The sequence below is a fragment of the Gordonia amicalis genome (assembly GCF_022059885.1).
GTDB classification, from domain to species: Bacteria; Actinomycetota; Actinomycetes; order Mycobacteriales; family Mycobacteriaceae; genus Gordonia; species Gordonia amicalis.
Window position 1 is genome coordinate 4,707,713 of sequence record NZ_CP091855.1, and the last position, 16,290, is coordinate 4,724,002.

Annotated in this window: 3 protein-coding genes and 1 pseudogene; all 4 read left to right on the forward strand. The window is 68.8% G+C overall.

The window, feature by feature from the left end:
• Window positions 1–206: 206 nt before the first annotated feature.
• The 4 genes and pseudogenes from IHQ52_RS21770 to IHQ52_RS21785 all read left to right on the forward strand — a co-directional run bounded on the left by IHQ52_RS21770 (window position 207) and on the right by IHQ52_RS21785 (window position 16,278).
• Entirely contained in the window at window positions 207–14,018 is a 13,812-nt protein-coding gene (locus IHQ52_RS21770; RefSeq protein WP_238063933.1) for a non-ribosomal peptide synthetase, read from the forward strand.
• Window positions 14,018–14,275: pseudogene (locus tag IHQ52_RS23635) on the forward strand (MbtH family protein). The gene IHQ52_RS21770 and the pseudogene IHQ52_RS23635 overlap by 1 nt, the downstream one beginning before the upstream one ends.
• Window positions 14,253–15,506 (forward strand): ABC transporter ATP-binding protein, encoded by a 1,254-nt coding sequence (locus tag IHQ52_RS21780; RefSeq protein ID WP_006434643.1) that lies wholly within the window; start codon window positions 14,253–14,255, stop codon window positions 15,504–15,506. The pseudogene IHQ52_RS23635 and the gene IHQ52_RS21780 overlap by 23 nt, the downstream one beginning before the upstream one ends.
• A complete protein-coding gene (locus tag IHQ52_RS21785; RefSeq protein WP_238063935.1) occupies window positions 15,496–16,278 on the forward strand; it encodes an ABC transporter permease in 783 nt (260 codons plus the stop codon). Before IHQ52_RS21780 ends, IHQ52_RS21785 begins: the two co-directional genes overlap by 11 nt.
• Window positions 16,279–16,290: the final 12 nt, after the last annotated feature.

Below are 16,290 nucleotides of genomic sequence, written 5' to 3' on the forward strand. Positions count from 1 at the left end.
ATCCGGCGGTTCACCAGCGGGGACGTGACGTGTCGGGGGAGAGCAGCCCCTTTGCGGGCCGAACGATCACTACGTCCTCCCGGAGCTGAAGAAGGTCAGTTCGCTCAGCGCAACCCGACCGCAGCAAGCAAAGCACTCGACGTGGGGCAATGCCCCGTGTTCGTCGATGCCGAGTACGGGGCGCACCGCAGTCAGGGGAGGCATGTGTGACCACAGACGACGCGATCCGGCACATCACCGACACCGATCTCGCGATTCAGATGACAGCCGCACAACGCGGTGTCTTCTATGCGCAGCAGCTCGAACCAGACGTGCCGATGACCATCGATGCCTTCATCGAGTTCCGTGGGGACACTGCGCGTGACGGCGGTGCGGACGGAGACAACCCGCTGGTCGACGTCGACCCGGAGATCATGCAGCGTGCTGCCACACTCACGGAGATGGAGACCGAGGCGTCCATGCTGCGCCTCGTCCCCACCGAGGACGGCGAGCCGTTGATGACGATCGACCATTCGCGGTTGGTCGTGCTGGGCCGGCAGGACTTCTCCGACGAGACCGATCCGCGCGCGGCCGCGCTCGCCTGGATCGATCACCGCCGGTCGCAGGCGACCGACCTGTTCGCCGATCCCCTACTCGAGACCCATCTGCTGAAAGTCGGCCCGGGGCACTCGATCTGGTACTGCCGTGGGCATCACATCGGTTATGACGGATATGCCGCCATGTACCTGATGTTGCGGGTCGCCTCGCACTACACCGCGATCGCCAACGGCACCGAGCCGCCGCTGGCAGACACCGCCACCATGGCCGACATCGCCGAACTCGACCGGGCATACCGCTCCTCGGAGAAGTTCGCCGCCGACCGTGAGCACTGGACCCGGCACCTCGCCGATCTCCCCGAGATCACCACCCTGACGAGCCTCTCCGGCCCGGCGTCTCCGTTGTCGGATGTGCGGTCGGCAGTGCTCGACGACGACCTGGTGGCGCGAATCCGCACCCTGGGCCACGACTTTCGCGTGCGTCCGGCGTCGATCATCGCCGCGGCGGTCGCCGCCTACGTGGCCCGTTTCACCGACCGGGACGAGGCAACGCTCAGCCTCCCGGTCGCCGCACGTGATCGCGACATCCTGCGCACGTCGGCGGGACTCATCTCGAACGTCGTGCCCCTACGCATCCCGCTCGACGATTCGGCCACCATCGCCGAACTGCTGAAGACCGTGAACTGCGAGATCAAATCCGCCGTGCGTCACCAGAAGTTCCGGCACGAGGACATCGTCTCGGAGATTCTCGGTGCCGCCGGCGCACGGCGCGGCTTCTTCGGGCCCCTGGTCAATGTCATGTTGTTCTTCGAACACATCGACTTCGGTCCGCTCCACGGCGAGCTGAACGTCCTGTCCACCGGCCCCACCGAAGACGTGTCGGTGAACGTCTACGACAGCTTCAACGGCGGTATGAGCCTCGATCTCGAGGCCAACCCCAACATCTACTCCCCCGACGAGATCACCAGGCACCACCGCCGTCTCGTCGACTTCGTGTCCGCGCTGGTCACCGCCCCGGTGAGCACCCCGATCTCCCAGCTGCGCATCCTGACCGACGACGAGCGCACAGCCCTCGCCGAACACACCACCGGCGAGCAGGTCGACCTCGGTCAGACGACCCTGGTCGATCTGCTCGACCAGGCAGCGGCCGCACACGCCGATGCCACCGCCGTCGTCGACGCAGACGGCGCACAATCGCTGACCCATCACGAGGTCGCGGCCCGAACACGCTCCATTGCAGCAGCTCTCGCCGATCGTGGCGTCGGCCCGGAGAGTGTCGTCGCAGTGCAGCTCGCGCGCAGCGTCGACCAGGTGCTGGCCCTGCACGGTGTCGTCCGCGCGGGTGCGGCGTTCCTGCCGATCGACCCCGCCGAACCCGCCGACCGCCTCGCGCACATCCTCGAGATCGCCGAACCCGACCTGATCATCACCGACGCAGTCCTCGACGAGTTGCACGCAGCAGGCGACGACATCGCCGGCCGCCCTGCGCCGGACGCGGTCCCCTCCGCCGACCAGGCGGCCTACGTGCTGTTCACCTCCGGCTCGACGGGCAAGCCCAAGGGTGTCGTGATCAGCCATCGCGCCATCGTCAACCGGCTCGCGTGGATGCAGTCGCGTTATCAGCTCACCACCGAAGACCGGGTGCTGCAGAAGACACCGTCGACCTTCGATGTCTCGGTGTGGGAGTTCTTCTGGCCGTTCATCGCCGGTGCCGGCCTCGTCGTCCCGAGCGCCGACGGACACCGCGATCCGTGGTACCTGCGGGACGTGATCGCCGAGAACGGTGTCACCACTGTCCATTTCGTCCCATCGATGCTGGCTGCGTTCACCGCCGCGCTCGATTCGGCGGACGCTTCCCGGCTGACATCTCTTCGTCGGATCTTCACCAGCGGCGAGGCCCTGACAACCTCGACCGTCGGCGCGACCGCACGGCTCACCTCCGCGCCGATCCACAATCTGTACGGTCCCACCGAGGCCGCGATCGACGTGACCCATCACGACTCCTGCCGTCCCGATGCGGCACTCACCCCCATCGGATCACCGGTCTGGAACACCGGCGTCCACGTACTGGATCATCGCCTACGGTCCCAACCGGTCGGCGCGGTCGGCGAGCTCTACCTCAGCGGTGTACAACTCGCTCGCGGATACCGTTCCCGCCCCGACCTCACCGCAGCGCGTTTCGTCGCGTCTCCGGACGGAGATGGTGAACGGCTCTACCGCACCGGCGATCTCGCGCGCATCCTCCCCGACGGTGAACTGGAATACCTGGGTCGAACCGATTCGCAGGTCAAGATCCGCGGTCAGCGAGTCGAACTCGGTGAGATCGAATCCGCCCTCTCCCGCCTCGACGGGGTCACGTCGGTGGCAGCGACCGTCCGCAACGACCTCGCCGGCGACGAACCCGCGATAGCCGGCTACGTCACCGGCGACGGCCTCGACGATCGCGACCTCCGCGCCGAACTCCGGACGGCCCTGCCGGAGCACATGATCCCGGTGGTGGTCATGGCGCTCGACGCACTGCCGACGACAGTGAACGGCAAGCTCGACCGCCGTGCCCTCCCCCGCCCCGAACTTCGCAACGACCGCGAATTCGTCGGGCCGGCAACCGCGTTGGACCGGCTCGTCGTCCGCACCGTCGCCGACGTCCTGGGCGCCGACGAGCTCGCGGACGACGCCTTGGGTCCGGGCTCTGATGCCGACCCATCCTCCATCTCCATGCGCGACCGCTTCTTCGACGTCGGGGGGACATCCCTGTCCGCGACACGCGTCGCGTCCCGTCTGTCCAGGGCCACCGGCAAGCGCATCGGGATCCGGACGATCTTCGATGCCGACGACATCGGCGGTATCGTCGACGCGCTGGCCGAGATGGGCGTCGACCGCGACGAGGCGGGCCGGTCCACCCCGGCCCACCCGGACGCGGAGGTCCGCACGGCCTCCCCTGTCGACTCCGCGGTCCCGCTTTCCCCCGCACAGCACCGGCTGTGGCTCGCGGGGCGGCTCGATCCGGCCGCCGCCGCCACCTACAACATGCCGTTCACGGTCCGCCTGGTCGGCGCACTCGACACCGATGGTCTCCGGCAGGCGCTCGTCGATGTCATCGCCCGGCATGAACCACTGCGAAGCGTGGTCGTCGAGCAGGACGGTGTCGCGTGCATGTCACCGCGCCCGGCGGACCGGGTCGACATCGACCTACCCGTCCTGGACTCCCAGGATCCGAACCTGACCTCCGATCGCGACTTCGCCTCGCGCACATTCGATCTCGATACCGAACTGCCCATCCGTGCGCGCCTCGTCCGCACCTCCGCCGACGATCACCGGCTTACTTTGGTGGTCAATCACATCGCCGCCGACGGATGGTCACTGGCACCGCTCGCCGCCGATCTCGCGACGGCCTACCGCGCCCGGCTGGAGGGCTCCGAACCCGACTGGGCGGCACTGCCGGTCACCTATTCACAGGTCAGCGCCGAACGCCACACCTGGCTCTCCGAGAGCGCCGACGCGACCGCCGAACTCGACCACTGGCGCGACACTCTCGCCGGCGCCCCGAAAGAGACCGATCTGCCCCTCGACCGTCCGCGCACCGGTCGCCAAGACGCCACGGGCGCCGCAGTGACCCGCACGCTCTCACCAGACACCCACCGTGCCATCCGAGAACTGGCGGGCGCGACCGGCACGACCGTGTTCATGGTGTTGCACGCCGCGGTGGCCGCACTCCTGCGCTCGCTGTCCCGGTCATCGGACATCGTCGTCGGGACCCCGGTCTCCGGACGTGGGGACGCCGACCTCGACGGCGTCGTCGGCATGTTCGTCAACACGCTGGCACTGCGCACGTCCGTCGACAAGGATGCCGGGTTCGTCGACCTGCTGGCGCACGTGCGTGACACCGATCTCAGCGCCTTCGACAACGCCGACCTGCCCTTCGACCGGGTGGTCACCGAACTCAATCCGGACCGGTCGTCCCACGTGCACCCGTTCTTCCAGGTGTCCCTCGCCCTGGAGGACCGTTCGGCCATCCGACTCGACTTCGCCGGACTGAGCGCCACCGCGTCGCGGGTCGACACCGGGTACACCACCTTCGACCTCCAACTCACCTTCACCGAGCTGCACGACACCGACGGCGAGCCGGCCGGGCTCGCTCTCGAAATCGGTTATGCCATCGCCCTCTTCGACCGGTCCACGGTGAGCGCGCTGGCCTCACGTCTCGACCGGGTGCTCCGGGCCGCCACCGCTGCCCCGGATTCGGCGGTCGGGGATCTCCCGGTTCTCGATCTCCACGAACGGCTCGATCTCGTCCCTGCGGTCGGCGAGGGCAGCCGTCCGGTCGAACATCTGACGACGCTGTTGTCCACGGCGGCCGAGTCCTCTCCGCATCGAATCGCCATCACCGACGGCAATCGCTCGCTGACGTACCGGGAACTCGACGAGGCGTCGAACCGGCTCGCGCGTCTGCTGATCGACCGCGGCGCCGGACCCGAACGCCATGTCGCGGTGGCACTTCCCCGCGGAGTGGACTGGATGATCGCGATGTGGGCGGTCGCCCGATCAGGCGCTGCGTGGGTGCCCGTGGACCCGGCCTACCCGGCGGCGCGCATCGCGCATATGCTGACCGACTCCGGTTCCTGCCTTCTGCTCACCGACGAGTCGTCGGATCCTCGGGCGGCGCTGGTCGACGAATCCGCCGCAGTGGTCCCGCGGACCGTCGTCCTCGACGATCACGCGGTCGTCGAATTGATCGCCCGGAAGCCCGCCGCACCGGTGTCGCCGTCGGAACGGCCCGGCCCACTGGATGTCGACCAGCCCGCCTACCTGATCTACACGTCCGGCACCACCGGCAGGCCCAAGGGCGTGGTCGTGAGCCATCGCGGCCTCGCGGATTTCGGTGCACAACAGGTCACGCAGTACGGGATCACGGCCGACAGCCAGACCATGCACATGGCGTCGCCCAGCTTCGACGCCTCCGTGCTCGAGATATTGATGGCTGTCGCGGCCGGTTCGACCATGCACATCATCCCGCCCGGCGTCGTGGGTGGAGCCGAACTGGCGCGGCTGATGCGGGAGGGTCGCATCACCCACGCATTCCTGACTCCCTCCGTCCTGACCACCCTGGCGCCCGACGATGTCCCGGACCTCGAGGCCCTCGTCATCGGCGGCGAGCATCCGAATCCGGAAGTGGTGCGTACGTGGTCGACCGGGCCGAAACTGTTCAACGCCTACGGGCCCACCGAGACGACGGTCGTCGCGGCGGTGTCGGCACCCATCGAACCCGATTACACGACGCTCACCATCGGCCGACCCATCCGCGGCGTCTCCGCACTCGTACTCGACGAACGCCTGCAGCCGGTCGCTCCCGGCGCGATCGGCGAACTGTACATCGCCGGTGAGCATCTCGCCCGCGGGTATCACGGGGTGCGGCCGCTGACCTCGAAGCGGTTCATCGCCAACCCGTTCGGCGATCCGGGCGAGCGGATGTACCGCACCGGCGATCTGGTGCGATGGACGACCGATCACGAACTCGAGTTCCGCGGACGTGCCGACCACCAGACCAAGATCCGGGGCCACCGCATCGAACTCGGTGAGATCGATGCCGTTCTGGTCGCCGACGCCGCTGTCCGCGGGGCGGTGACCACCACTCACGGCGAAGGCGACCGCGCCCACCTCGTCTCGTACGTGACGATGGGGTACGACACCTCCGACGCGGTCTCCGACGTCCGCGAACGACTGGCCTATCGTCTTCCCCGACACATGATCCCGTCGATGATCGTCGAACTCGACGAGATCCCGACCACGCCGATCGGGAAGATCGACCTACGGGCGCTGCCCGCTCCGGACACCCTGCCGAACGACAACGGCACCGTGTTCGTCGCACCGATCACGCCGATCGAACAGACTGTTGCCGACCTCATCGCCGAACGCCTCGACCTCTCACCCGGCACGGTCGGCCGGCACCACGACTTCTTCGACCTCGGCGGGAACTCCCTGCTGGCGACCCAGATCGTCGGGGCTCTCGAGCACCTGACCGGTCGCCGGGTACCGGTACGTGAGATCTTCGATCATTCAACCGTCGCCGACATCGCCCGGCTCGCGGACGGTGGCGGCCTCGCCCGCCCGGGTGCGGACGAGGCTCGTGTCCCCCGACTCACCCACGACCCCGACGCACCTGCGGAGCCCGGTGCCGCCCAGCAGCAACTCTGGTTCCTCAACCAACTCGCCCTCGGCGCGGTCGCCGAGGAAAACCACTCGGCGACCGCGGGTTACGCGATCGCATTCGCGCTCGACCTCCGCGGTCGACTCGACGTCGACGCGCTCGGTTCCGCGATCCGCCGAGCCGTCGAGCGCCATGTGATGCTGCGAACCGTCTATCCCGACGTCGACGGCAGGCCCGTTCTGGATGTGCGCCCGGCCGAGGAGGTCGCTCTCGACCTGGAGGTCACCGACACCACGGCGGCGCGGTGGCCGGAGCTTGCCCGCGCTCTGGCCGCCCGACCGTTCGATCTGACCACCGACCTGCCCCTGCGGACCGCGCTGCACCGATTCGACGGAGATCCGATGCACCATCGGCTGTCGGTCGTCATCCATCACATCGCCGCCGACGGGTGGTCGATGATCCCGCTGCATCGCGACATCATCCTCGCCTATGGCGAACTCCGGAGTGGAGCTGCGACGAACGCGGAAGCGGGTGCCGACGAGCCCGGCACCGCGATCGACTACCTCGACTACCTGCGGTGGCAGGCCGGGAACCTCGCCGACGACGACGAGCTCGGCCGTTGGTGGCGACACGAGCTCGACGGAGTCGACACCGGTCCCATCCTGATCCCCGACGCCCCGGCCGGCCGGACACGACGCGCCGAGGTCGTCGAGGTGGAGTTCAGCACCGACGTACGACGCCGTCTGACGGCTGTCTCCGCCGGGCGCGCAACCGAATTCATGAGCGTTCACGCACTGTTCGCCGCACTCCTCCACCGTCTGCACGCCGATCCCGGCACCCACGTCGCGGGTGCCGCCTCCGACATCGTCATCGGCACCCCGGTGGCCGGGCGAAACGACCCGCGACTCGCCGACGTCGTCGGGATGTTCGTGAACTCGGTGGTCTTGCGGACCCCGGTGGACGGTCGGGCGAGCTTCACCGAGCTCCTCGACTCCGTCCGCCATCGCGACCTCGAAGCGCTCTCTCAGTCCGACATGCCGTTCGAGCGGATCGTCTCGATGGTCAACCCGCCTCGCAACGGCCGGCATCCGATCTTCCAGATCGCTCTCGTCTTCGACGCCCAGACATCCGATGCCTCCGCTTCGGGGACGTCCGCGTCCGGGACATCCGGGCTCCTCGACCCTGCCGACCTCGAGGATCTCCGCATCGAGGCGGAGGCGATCGACACCGGCGCAGCCCGTTTCGATCTCGAGCTGCGCATCCGGGACGGCCGCGCGCTGTTCACCTACGCCACCGACGTGCACTCCCGCGACCGCGTCGAGTCCCTGGCCCGGATGTTCGCCGACCTCGCCGAGACCGTGACGGCACACCCCGAGGTCCCGGTGGACGATCTCCCGCTGGCCACGTCGACGATCCACTCCCGGCAACCGGCGGATGAACCCACGATCACCCCGCGCCACCTCGCCGACATCATCACCGCGACCGCGCGCCGGCATACGGATCAGGTGGCCGTCGAGGACGGCGACCGCCGGCTGACCTACGGCGAGATCGACGAGATCTCGACGGTCTGGGCGCACAACCTGCGAGCCCTCGAGGTCGGCAGCGACGACGTCGTCGCCGTCGCCCTCGACCGCAGCCTCGAGTCGGTGATCGCGACCTGGGCGGTCGCCAAGAGCGGCGCCGCGATCCTCCCCGTCGACACCCGTTACCCCGCTGACCGGATCGCTCACATGATCGCCGATTCCGGGGCGTCGCTGGGCATCACGACCGCGGATCGGTTCGCCGACGTGCCCCAGGACGTCCGGTGGGTGACCCCCGGCACGCTGGGCACCCCCGGGGAGAGCCGAGCCCCGGAGGAGCGAACGAGTCCCCGCCACACCGACTCGCTCGCCTACATCGTCTACACCTCCGGGTCCACCGGAAAGCCCAAGGGCGTCAGCGTGACCCACCGCGGGCTCGCAGCGTTCGCGACGACGCAACGCGACCGCTACCGGGTGTCTGCCGGCGACCGCACACTGCACTTCGCGTCGCCGTCCTTCGACGCCGCCATGCTCGAGTTCCTGCTCGCATTCGAGGTCGGCGCGACGATGGTGATCGTCCCGCCGGCGATCTACGGCGGCGACGAACTCGTCGACTTCCTCGACCTGCACGCGGTGACCCACGCATTCATCACCCCGGCCGCGCTGGCCACCGCCGCGCCGCATCCCCTTCCCCATCTGCGCACGCTCGGTGTCGGCGGGGAGGCCTCCACGCCGGACCTGGTGGCGCGCTGGGGCTCCGACCGCAGGTACGTCAACTCCTACGGACCGACCGAGACCACGATCGTCGCCGTCATGTCGTCGCCGCTCCGGCCGGGTATGCCGATCACCATCGGGACACCGGTCACCGACTGCACCGCACTGGTCCTCGACCATCGCCTGCTCCCGGTCCCCGACCATGTCCCCGGTGAGCTGTACCTCAGCGGTCCGGGCGTCGCCCGCGGCTATCTCGATCGTCGTGGACCCACCGCCGCGCGATTCGTCGCCCGGCCCGATGGGTCCGGTGAGGTCATGTACCGCACCGGCGACATCGTCCGGCGCGACGCGGACGGCGCGCTGATCTACCACGGCCGCAGCGACAACCAGGTCAAGGTCCGCGGTTTCCGCATCGAACTCGACGAGGTCACCGCGGCGCTCACCGCCGCCGGGGGAGTCGACTTCGCCACGACCGTCGTCCGCGGCGAGGGCGCCGACGCGGTACTCGTCGGTTACGTCACCCTCACCGGACCGACCGACGCACCGGATTCCGCGGCCATCCTCGACGCCGCCCGGCAACGGCTGCCGCGCCACATGGTCCCGTCCGCGGTTGTCGTACTCGACTCGATCCCGTTGACCCGCAACGGAAAACTCGACCATCGCGCGCTGCCTGATCCCGCGACGACCGCGCAGCCGTCGACCGGCCGAGCTCCGCGTACCGTCGCCGAGTCTGCGCTGACGCGGATCCTCGCCGACGTTCTCGACCTCCGCCCCGACGACGTCGGCGCCACCGACGACTTCTTCCTCCTCGGCGGCACGTCGCTGCAGGCGACCACGCTCGTCAGCCGAATCAACCGGGTCCACGTCGGCGAACGACTCCTGGTCCGGAATGTCTTCGACCACCCGACGCCCGAATCGCTTGCGCCGCTTCTCACCCTTCCGGCGGGCTGGGACGTCACGGCTCTGGACGAGAACGAAGCCGACTCGGCCGAGGCGGCGTCCGAACATCCGGGCGCCGAACACATCTCGGATCGTCCCGCCCAGTTCCCACTGGCACCGATCCAGCGACGGCTCCACTCGATGGCCACGGCGAATCCGGAGTCCACCGACTACCTGATGCCGTTCGTGCTGCGCCTGCGGGGAGAACTCGATGTGCCGGCCCTACGCGGCGCGCTCGTCGACATCGTCGCCCGGCACACCAGTCTGCGCACGGTCTTCGAACCCGGCGCGAACGGCCCGGTGGGCCGCGTTCTCGACGACCCGGATGTGGTGATCGGCGACCTCCGGGTCCGGCGGACCGACGACGTCCACGCCGAGATCGCCCGGTGCGCAACGCGCCCCGTCGATATCAGCCGCCAGGCACCGATCACCGCGACGCTCGTCGTGGACCGTCCGACCCCGGGTCCGGAGACCGAACACCTCCTGGTGCTCGTTCTGCATCACATCGCGGCCGACGGGGCCTCGCTGCCGATCCTGGTGGCCGACCTGGCGCGCGCCTACGACGAGCGGCGGCGTGGTCGTACCGGGAACTGGGCCCCGGCCGCCGTCGACTACCGCGACCATGCGCTCGAGAGCGACGATGTGGCTCGTCTGGCCGCAGACCTGCGCTATTGGGAGGAGACCCTCGCCGACGCCCCGGCCGAGACCACCGTCGCATCGCCGGCGATCGATCGACCGGCGTCCGCGGCCGGCGCGCGCTCGGTGAGTCTCGCGCTCCCCGCGCACACCCGGGCGGGCCTGCTCTCCTTCGCTCGCGAACAGTCGACCACGCCGTTCTCGGTTCTGCACACGGCGCTGGCGATCCTGTTGCACCGCCTCGGTATCGGCCACGATCTCGTCGTCGGCAGCCCGGTCGCCAACCGCGACGGTTCCGCTGCGGGCCGCGACTACAGCGGTGTCGTGGGTATGTTCGTCAACGTCGTGCCCCTGCGGACCCGACTCGACGCCGCCGACACGGTGGCGGGGCTCGTCCGCCGGGTTCGTGACGCCGACATCGATGCGCTCGACCATCGGGGTCTGCCCTTCGACGACATCGTCTCGTCGCTGAACCCCCCGCGCACACCCGGGCGTCATCCGCTGTTCCAGGTGGCGCTGTCGGTTCACGACTTCGCGGCCGGGACCACTTCGCAGCCAACCGGCGGCCTGCCCGAGACCACCTTCGAGATGGGTCCCGGACTGCACGCTTCGATCACCGAATTCGAATCCCCGGCCGCCAAATTCGATCTCCAGTTCACCGTCACCGGGATGCGCGACGGCGACGCCGCCCTCCAGGTCACCTACGACACCGCCCGCTACCGTCACCAGGACGCCGAACTCCTCGCCACCCGCCTGATGCGAGTCGTGCGCGGCATGCTGGGTGACCCGGGCCGGTCGGTCGGCGACATCCGGGTCACCGACCCGCTCGAGATCGTCGAGCGCACACCAGCGCTCGGCCCTCCGGCCCAGATGCCCACCACGCTCGACCGACTGTTCGCGCAGGCGGTGCAGCGGAACCCCGATGGCGTGGCCGCGATGGCGGGATCGCCGGAGGCTCCCGAGACCATCACCTACGCTGAGCTCGATTCCCGTTCGAACCGGCTGGCGCGCGTCTTGTTGGGTCGGGGCGTCGGCGCCCCGGACGCCGAACACGTGGTGGCGATGGCGGTGCAGCGTTCGATCGAGTCCCTCGTGGCGATCTGGGCGATCGTGAAGACCGGAGCCGCGTACGTGCCGATCGACCCGACCTATCCCGCCGACCGGATCGCGCACATGCTCGGCGACAGTGGCGCACGACTCGTCGTGACCACCTCGGCCGCACGGGAGTCCATCTCCGCGGGGATGGCCGAGGACCCGATACCGGTGCTCGTCCTCGACGACGCGGCGACCGCCACCCGCATGCAGCACTCGTCACCGGCACCGATCGCGGACGAAGAGCGCGGCGCGACGATCCGGCCCGATCAGCTCGCGTACATCATCTACACCTCCGGTTCGACGGGTCGCCCGAAGGGTGTTCTGGTGCCGCATTCCGGACTGCGTCCGGTGCACGACGAACTGGCTCACCGGATGGCGCCGGGACCGATGTCGCGAGTGCTGCATTTCGCCTCGCCGAGTTTCGACGCATCGGTCCTGGAAATGCTGTTCGCACTGGCCGGATCGGCGACGCTGGTCATCGTCGGGCCGCAGGTCTACGGGGGCGAAGCGCTCAGCGACGTCATCGACTCCGCGCAGGTCACCCACGCGTTCATCACGCCGGCGGCCGTTGCCAGCATGTCGCCCTCCGCAGTTCCCTCGCTGCGGGCGCTCGCCGTCGGCGGTGAGGATTACGGCGCAGACCTGGTACGCCGTTGGGCGGCCGGACGCACCCTCGTCAACGTGTACGGACCAACCGAGACCACGATCATCATCACCGGTAGTGAACCCCTCACGCCCAACCGGCGATTGACCATCGGCACGCCGAACAACGGTGTGGGCGCACTCGTTCTCGACGAGCGCCTGCACCCGGTCCCGGCCGGAGTCGTGGGCGAGCTCTATCTCATGGGACCGCAGATCACCCGCGGATACCACCGCCGTCCGGGTCTCACCGCCACCCGTTTCCTGCCGGCGCCGATGGTCGCCGGTCCACGCTTCGCCGGTCGTCGCATGTACCGCACCGGCGACCTGGTCCGCTGGACCGAGGACGGCCGACTCGTCTACATCGGCCGCGGCGACACCCAGATACAGGTTCGCGGTTTCCGCATCGAACTGGGCGAGATCGACGACGCCCTCACGACCGAACCGGATGTCGACTTCGCGGTCACCCTCGTCGTCGGCACCGGCGCGACGGCGACGATCCGCAGCTACGTCACCGCGGCCGACGGATCCGCTCCGGAGCCCGCGGATCTACGACGGCGGGTGAGCCGCCGGCTCCCACGGCACATGGTGCCGACCTCGGTGACCCTGCTCGACGCCATCCCCCTCACCCCCACCGGCAAGCTCGACCGCAAGGCCTTGCCGGTCCCCACCGATGGCGACGCCGCACGTCGCGTACCGGCTGCGGGTGGAGAAACGGCGGTCGCACAGGTCTTCGCCGAGGTCCTGGAGATCACTCCGGACACGATCGGCGCCGACGACGGCTTCTTCGATCTGGGCGGCAATTCCCTGCTGGCCACCGCCGTGACGTCGCGGCTGACCGAACTCATCGGTCGCCACGTGTCCGCACAGGCGCTCTTCGGCGCACCGACCCCGGCGGAACTCGCCGCGGCACTGGGCATGGACGGGGCGCCTCCGACGGACCCGTCAGGGCGGTCCGGCACGTCGGGGTTGGACGTGCTCCTCCCGCTGCGTCGCGGGCGCGGGGCAGCCGCCGAGAACCCCGACGGGCCACCGCTGTTCGTCGTCCATCCGGCGATCGGGCTGTCCTGGAGCTTCACCTCGCTGCTGCCCCATCTGCCCTCCGGCCGTGCCCTGTACGGACTCCAGCACCCGGCTCTGTCCGGGCGGACATGTCCGCGCTCGATCGGCGATCTCGCCGCGGAGTACGTCGCACAGATCCGCACCGTCGCGCCGGACGGCCCGTATCACCTCCTCGGCTGGTCGCTCGGCGGTCTGATCGCGCACGAGATGGCCGTGCAGCTGCGGGAGGCCGGGGATGAGGTCGCGCGGCTCGTCCTGCTCGACAGCTACGTCATCGCCGAGCGCCCCGACCTGGACACCGAAGCCTCGATCACCGAGCTGATGCGTGAGTTCGGACTCGAGGTCGACAACGAAACAATCTCCGGTGCAGGAGAACTCACCGTCGACGATGCACACCGCATCATCTCCTCGACCGGTGGCGCACTTGCCGGCCTCACCCGGGAGACGCTGGGCACGGTCCACGAGGTGTTCCGCCACGCCTCACCGCTGGCGCGCGGGTGGCGGCCGCGTGTCTACGACGGCGACCTGACCTTCGTCACCGCGACCGTCGACCCCGAGCCCGGCGCACCAGCCGTCGAGGCCTGGCATTCGAAGGTGACCGGGCGGGTCGTCGACATCGGTGCGCACAGCACTCATGCACGAATGATGCTGCCCGAGCACGTATCCGACTGGGTACACGCCATCGATGCACCGCCGGGGCCACCGGCGGCCGCCATACGAGAGGAGAAGTGATGACCAACCCCTTCGACGACACCGACGGAACCTTCCGGGTGCTCGTCAACCACGAGAACCAGCATTCGCTGTGGCCGGACTTCGCACCGGTGCCCGATGGCTGGCGTACGGTCTTCGGCCCGTCGGGACACGACGAATGCCTCGAGTAGGTGGAGGAGAACTGGCGGGACATGCGGCCGGCCAGCCTGATCCGGACGATGGAGAGTTCGCGGGACGACGAAAGCGAGGTCACCCGTGGGGCGGCACAGCATCGCTGACGACGCACCGACCGAGGAGGCCGCACGTTACGCACTGGAACTCCGCGGGTTGCACAAGACCTTCCGCACCGGACTGTTCGGCCGCGGGCCACGTGTTCACGCTCTCAGCGGACTGGACCTGACGGTCCCCACCGGAACGGTGCACGCGCTCCTCGGCCCCAACGGTGCCGGGAAGACGACCGCGGTGCGCGCCGTCGCGACCCTGATGACCCCCGACGAGGGCTCGGTGCTCGTCGACGGGGTCGACGCCATCGCCGATCCCGGCGCCGTCCGGAAGATCGTCGGGGTGTCGGGCCAGTACGCGGCCGTGGACGGCAACCTGACCGGCTTCGAGAACCTGCGCATGGTCGGTCAGTTGTACGGGCAACCACGGGCCGTTGCATCGGAACGCGCGCGTGAACTGATCGCGGAACTGAACCTCGAGGACGCCGCGGATCGACCGATGCGGACCTACTCGGGCGGGATGCGTCGTCGGCTGGACCTCGCCGGGGCACTCATCAACCGCCCGTCGCTGGTGATCCTCGACGAGCCGACGACCGGACTCGACCCTCGCGGGCGACGCCAGATGTGGGAGGTCATCGCCGAACAGGTCGGCTCCGGTGCGACGGTTCTGCTGACGACGCAGTACCTCGAGGAAGCCGACGCGCTGGCCGACGAGATCACGGTCATCGACCACGGCACGATCCGGGCCCAGGGAAGCCCGGCCGATCTGAAGGCCTCGACGGGCGGATCGATCCTCACCGTCGAACTCGCCGTCCCCCACACGGACGACACCCACGACGAGCAGATCTCGGCCTCCCTGACCGAGATCGGTGTCGGGCGACCCGAACGTCTCGAATCGGGCGGCGAGAGGGGCGGGGCCGATACCGAATCCGTGCGCTGGTCGGTCCCCGTCGACGACGGGACCCGCAGTGCGGTCGCCGCGGTCCGGGCGCTGTCGTCGGCCGGGATCGAGGTCGTCGACGCGTCCGTCACGACACCGACCCTCGACGACGTCTTCCTGACGCTCACCGAGCGAGCCGGCACCACCGATCCGGATACGACTGTTGATGTCGAGATCGCCGACATATCAAGCGATTCGGACATCACGGTCACTCAGTCAGGCATGAATGGTAAGGCGGTCAACGGTTTTGCGGGGTCGATCGATCACGCTGTCATCGGAACAGGTGACTCCGACGCGGACGTACCGGACAATCTGCCCAACCGAACGGAGCGAGCTCGTGTTCACTGACACCGCGGTACTGGTCGAGCGAAACCTGCTGACCGTCAAACGCATACCGACGCTTCTCATCAGTGCGACGATCCAGCCGCTGATGTTCGTCTTCCTCTTCGCCTATGTCTTCGGCGCGACGTTCGGCGGCGGCTCATACCGCGAGTTCCTGATGGCCGGGATCTTCACGCAGACCGTCGTGTTCAACGCCGCCTTCACCACTGTCGGCCTGGCGAACGACACCTCCGACGGAATCATCGACCGCCTCCGCTCGCTACCAATGTCGCGACTGGGCGTCATCAGCGGCCGGGTCTTCTCCGACATGCTCCTGTGCGCCGTCGGGCTGGTGGTGATGGTCGCCTGCGGGCTTGCCATCGGATGGCGGGTTCAGGGCAGCGCCGCCGACGCCGCGATCGCCTTCGGCATCATCGGACTCTTCGCTGTCGCGATGGCCTGGGTGGGCGCCGTGACCGGCCTCGGAGCCCCGAATGTCGAAGCGGCACAAAGTATCGGCTTTCTCTGGATGTTCCCCCTGACGTTCCTGTCGAGTGCGTTCATCTCCGCACAGAGTCTTCCCGGCCCGCTGCGCGCCATCGCGGAGTGGAACCCGGTGACCGCCGTGGCGACCGCATGCCGGCAACTCTTCGCCAACGAGGCGCCACCGAATTTCCCGGCCGCCACCGGGTGGGTCGCCGACCATGCCGTGGGGTATGCGGTGGGCTCGTCTCTGGCCATCCTCGCGGTGTGCATCCCTGTCTCCCTTGTTCTTTACCGAAGCTCAGCAAATCGGTGATTGCAGATCGCC